This is a genomic window from Streptomyces sp. NPDC055966, assembly GCF_042269865.1.
Taxonomy (GTDB): Bacteria; Actinomycetota; Actinomycetes; order Streptomycetales; family Streptomycetaceae; genus Streptomyces.
The window spans coordinates 1-4,353 of record NZ_JBHJYK010000070.1; the positions used below are offsets into that span (position 1 = coordinate 1).

The following is a 4,353-nucleotide window of genomic DNA, read 5'->3' on the forward strand; positions in this document are numbered from 1 at the left end:
GCCGACCACTCCTGGCTCGCGGGCCCGCCGCTGGGCCAGGAGGCGAAGGCGGTGTACGAGAGCATGAGCCGGAAGTACGGCGGACAGTGACACACACGTGACGAAGGGCCGCCTCCGTCGGCCGGGTGCTGCGGTCCGCAGCTTTCTCGCGGCGGTTGTCCGCGGCTCGAAGCCGTCAGGAGGCGGCGTCCGTGCGTGAGACCAGGTCGGCGATGCGGGCCCACATCTGCGGCGGGTTGCAGTACGTCGGTAAGTGGGCGCAGTCCCGGATCTCGGCGTGTTCGACGCCGCCTTCGGCCAGGGTCGGGAGATAGGACAGGGTGTTGTTCTGCTCCCCGTACTGGCCTTTGGCCTGGTCAGCGGTCGGCGGGGGCGTCCCCGCGGAACGCCCCGGCCACCACGGGGAACAGCTGCCGCTCGATCTGCTCGGCGGACATGGCGGCCAGCTCGGTGCCGATGGGCGCCAGCGCGAGCCAGTTCAGCAGGCCGGCTGCGCATCGCGTACGGAAGTTCAGTTCCTCCTCGTCGACTCCGGGCAGGTTCGGTGCCAGCGCCCGGACCGCCCCCCGGCGGCTCTGGTCGAACTTGCCGTCCAGCCGGTCCCATCCCTGGGGCGGATCGATGCCGACGCGCGCCACGGTCCGCATCACGGCCAGGTCCTGTCCGCCGGCCGCCAGCGCGCGCACCATCGGCCGGGCGAACGCTGCCGCCACGTCATGGAGTGTCGCGGTGGAGGGGAGGGAATCGAGTTCCAGGATCTTCTCGTCCAGATACTGTTCCAACGCGTGCTCGATCGCCGAGTCGCACAGTGCCTTCAGCGACCCGAAGTGGTAACTCACCGCGGCGACGTTGGCTCCGGCGCGATCTGTGATCTCGCGGAGTGTCACGCCCTCCTGGCCTCGCTGCGCGAGCAACTCCAGGGCGGCCGTCTGTAGGCCGTCCCGCGTGCGCTGACCAGCCTCCCGGCGCAGATCCATCTTTTTCGCCCGTACCATGCCATGTAGTCAAGCGGATGTTTGAGTACATTGTCAACAGTCGCCTCGCGGATCGAGGGCGAACCCGAGCGGATCCGGTCCCGCGAGGAGCGGGCGCCTGGGCCGCTGCCCCGGATCGCTGTCGCAGCCCCGTTCTGACCAGCCGCAACGCGCCCGCGCGCGCACCCCTCCGTGGCAGCGCGATCAGAGAATTCAAACATTGGCTTGACATGTCGCACTGTCAGTTCCTAATGTAAAGCGAGCGTTTGAATTACTAAGGACGTGAGAGGGACCGTTGCGGCGGCTCTCGGATCCTGAGAATCAACCTGGAGGAACGCGACATGAAGCTGCTCAGCCGGAAGTCGATCACCGCCACGACCGCGATAGCTGTCCTGGGTGGCCTTTCCATCGCCGCTGCGCCGTCACAGGCCGCAAACCCCGGCCACAGGAGCGCGGCGGTCCACAGCAGTGCGGCGGTCCCGGACCTGACTCCCCGCCAGCTGGCGGAGCTGCCGCTCACGAACCGCCACCTGACCAAGCATGAGACGCACAACCTGGCAGTCGTCCTGCGCGATTACTACGCGGCGGAGGGGAGCCACATCGACGTCCCGACGTTCGTCAACAGCTTCGCCAAGGACGGCGTCTTCGACGACATGGTCAGCGGCGTGGCCTACCGGGGCAAGGCGCTCGGCACCGTTCTGCCCTACATGAAGAGCCTCTTCTCCAATGTCCACCGTGACCTCAAGCGCATCACCGTGAACGGCGACGTGGTCAGCATCGAACTGTCGATCCAGGGCACGTTCGATGGCCAACTCCAGTCGCCGGCAGGCGTCATCAAGGGGAACGGCCACAAGGTCGACGCCCCGACTGCCGACTTCTGGTACCTGCACAACGGCAAGGTCGAGAAGTTCGACTGCTTCGTCGGGTACTCGAAGATGTACTCCGACATGGGCGTGAACTTCGACTGGGCCTCCGCGGTCAACAAGCACTGAGCCTTTCCCCGGCGGGTGATGCCCGGCACCACCGGCAGCGCACCACCCGCCAGGGCCTGGCCGCCGGCACGCCGGGCCGTGCGGCTCTGCTGGGGGTGGGACGCGGTCACCGGACACGGCGCTGCTCCAATTCCGTGACCGTCCACACCGTGGCGGATGCCGGGCGAGTCCTTGGGACGGCCGGCGTCGTAGACGAACGCGCTCTTCTTCGCCCGCACGGAGAACGCGATCTTCCCGCCGACCTCGGCCAGGTCGGCGATGACCGGGCGCAGCCGGGACGAGCCGGAGGCGATGTGCTGCTTGGCGGTGCGGGCCATCGAGGAGCGGTGGGTGTCGCCGACGACGTTCTGAAGTCCGGCATCAGAAGAGGGTCAACGGTTCGGGTCCGGTGGGCGAAGTCTGACTGGGTGCACCGATTGAGCCTTGACGCAACGGAGCTCGGCCCCGCGACCCGGGCCAGAGCATTGATCACCGTCGTTTGCGGCTGGTGACGATCCTGCTGGCTTATTCCGTGCCCGGCGGGAATGGCGGCTCGTTGGCCGTGACGGCAGCGGCCGTCTTGGCGTTCCCGGTCGCGGGTGGGGTGTGGAATGTCGATGCGGCCGAGGCCGTGGCCGAAGGTGCCTGACATGACCGTGCAGGTGGCGCGGGCGGTGGCGGCACGCGGCCCGTACCCGTTGGCGATGCGGGTCCGTGACGAACTGGGCGAGTTGTTCGCGGACGCCGAGTTCGCCGAGGCCTTCGGATCCAGAGGGAGGCCGGGCTGGTCACCGGGCCAGCTGGCGCTGGTGACGGTGTTGCAGTTCGCCGAGAACCTCACCGACCGGGCGGCAGCGCATCGGGGCGGTACGGCTTGGACCTGAGCCATCGACAACATCGCTACCGCACACCGCGATTACGAACGACCCGTCTTTCATTGATCCTGCGCGCCGAGCACCTCGGCGCGCAGGGTCGCGCCGATGGTGGACATCAACGCGGACCCGCGGGTCATGCGCTGGGTCGACGACGGCTCGGTGCGCGATCTGGAGCACACGGTGGAGGACATCGAGCGGTGGGAGGAGGAGTGGGACGAGGAAGGCTTCGGACTCTTTGCCGTCGAGCTGCTGGCCTCGGGTGAGCTGGCCGGCTTCACGGGGCTGTCCGTGCCCGAGTTCCTGCCGGAGGTACTGCCCGCCGTGGCGATCAGGTGGCGCCTCGGCTCACAGTTCTGGGGTCAGGGATACGCATCCGAAGCCGCCCATGCCACGCTGGAGTTCGCGCTTCAGGATCGCGGCCTCGACCACGTCATCAGCATCAACCGAGCGGGTGACGTCGCCTCCGAGAACGTCATCCGCAAGCTCGGCATGGTGCCGGAGCGAGAGACGACGCACCCGGTGTACGGCTGTCCGCTGCGCGTTCACACCATCGATCTCACCGAGTTCCAGGCGTGAGCCAGCCGAGCCGTGGCATCCGGGGCGAGCCCGATACCGCGACCGCGCGGGCCCCGAGGTGTGACGCGCCTCACGCCCCCTGCCCCGCCGGCATGTGGACGGGTGTCGGCGGAGTGCGAGCCGCCTGAAATCCGGCACGGCTTATTGCCCCCGTCTATTCCGGGCTATTCGGGTGATTTGCTTCACGCGCAAAGTTTATTGTTCAACCATGTATGTGTGAGTAGCTTTGCCAGAGCCAAGACAACGGGGCGTCCGCCGTCAGCAGACACGGCAGGCGGACAGTGCAAGGAGGAAACATCATGAAGAAGCTCATGCGACGTACCGCGACCGTGAGCGTCTCTGCGGCACTCGCCGCAGGCGCCCTCCTCGCTGCCGCCGGCTCCGCGGCCGCGGCCACTGCGCAGGACGCCGGGCCCACCCCTGCCCGGGCCGTCCTGACCGCGCACGCGCAGACCATGGGCCTCCACGGCACACATCACCACCGCGACGGTCGGGCGAACGGTGACCGGCTCCATGACCGCGGTGACCAGGGCTACGGCAGCTTGTACGACGACAGCTACGGCCGCAGCGGCACGTACCGGACGGCGGGTGACCACCTCGTCCGTTGGGCCGAAGACCAGCTGCTGGCGTTCGACCCGTGGATCGAGGATCAGCTGGCGACGTTCGTCCACCCGGCGAACTGGGTCATCGGCACTTCGTGAACGACTGGCGCCGTAGCGTCCACCCGCACTCGGACCAGTCCCCTGACCGCATGCCTGTCCGCGCGGCCTCCTAATATCATTTCGCATTCTTCGACGGACGCTGATGCCTGCTCGGCCGTGCCCGCCGCCCAACGTCCAAGACGACACGACGACTCCCTCGTACGGCGATGGAGTCGTGCATCGAGGAGGAACGGTCATGCACGCTCGGAGGATCGGCGCGGCCGCCGCGACAGCAGTGGCGCTTCTGGCTGCCCGC

Annotated in this window: 5 protein-coding genes and 1 pseudogene; 5 read left to right on the top strand and 1 reads right to left on the bottom strand. The window is 67.9% G+C overall.

Translation table 11 applies throughout. The features are described 5' to 3' along the window. Window positions 1–356: 356 nt before the first annotated feature. Window positions 357–995 carry a TetR/AcrR family transcriptional regulator gene (locus tag ACFC8N_RS48630; protein WP_376296076.1) on the bottom strand — a complete coding sequence of 213 codons (639 nt, stop codon included), beginning with the start codon at window positions 993–995 and terminating at the stop codon, window positions 357–359. Between the two features lie 320 nt (window positions 996–1,315). On the opposite strand from ACFC8N_RS48630, the gene ACFC8N_RS48635 reads away from it, so the two are divergent. From ACFC8N_RS48635 to ACFC8N_RS48655, 5 genes and pseudogenes are all read left to right on the top strand, one after another. Continuing rightward, entirely contained in the window at window positions 1,316–1,966 is a 651-nt protein-coding gene (locus ACFC8N_RS48635; RefSeq protein ID WP_376296077.1) for a nuclear transport factor 2 family protein, read from the top strand. A gap of 487 nt (window positions 1,967–2,453) precedes the next feature. Beyond that, window positions 2,454–2,594: a hypothetical protein gene (locus tag ACFC8N_RS48640; protein WP_376296080.1), complete on the top strand. Its 141-nt coding sequence runs from the start codon at window positions 2,454–2,456 to the stop codon at window positions 2,592–2,594. After that, a pseudogene (locus ACFC8N_RS48645) lies at window positions 2,557–2,802 on the top strand (IS1182 family transposase); the annotation flags it as partial. The gene ACFC8N_RS48640 and the pseudogene ACFC8N_RS48645, both read left to right, overlap by 38 nt. Before the next feature lie 123 nt (window positions 2,803–2,925). Then, window positions 2,926–3,396: a GNAT family N-acetyltransferase gene (locus tag ACFC8N_RS48650; protein ID WP_376296078.1), complete on the top strand. Its 471-nt coding sequence runs from the start codon at window positions 2,926–2,928 to the stop codon at window positions 3,394–3,396. 299 nt (window positions 3,397–3,695) lie between these two features. Then, window positions 3,696–4,097 (top strand): hypothetical protein, encoded by a 402-nt coding sequence (locus tag ACFC8N_RS48655; protein ID WP_376296079.1) that lies wholly within the window; start codon window positions 3,696–3,698, stop codon window positions 4,095–4,097. Window positions 4,098–4,353 lie beyond the last annotated feature (256 nt).

What these genes read in the sequence shown, in the direction of transcription:
- ACFC8N_RS48630 (WP_376296076.1), bottom strand. Translation starts at nt 995, where the DNA reads ATGGTACGGGCGAAAAAGATGGATCTGCGCCGGGAGGCTGGTCAGCGC.
- ACFC8N_RS48650 (WP_376296078.1), top strand. Translation starts at nt 2,926, where the DNA reads ATGGTGGACATCAACGCGGACCCGCGGGTCATGCGCTGGGTCGACGAC.
- ACFC8N_RS48655 (WP_376296079.1), top strand. Translation starts at nt 3,696, where the DNA reads ATGAAGAAGCTCATGCGACGTACCGCGACCGTGAGCGTCTCTGCGGCA.
- ACFC8N_RS48635 (WP_376296077.1), top strand. Translation starts at nt 1,316, where the DNA reads ATGAAGCTGCTCAGCCGGAAGTCGATCACCGCCACGACCGCGATAGCT.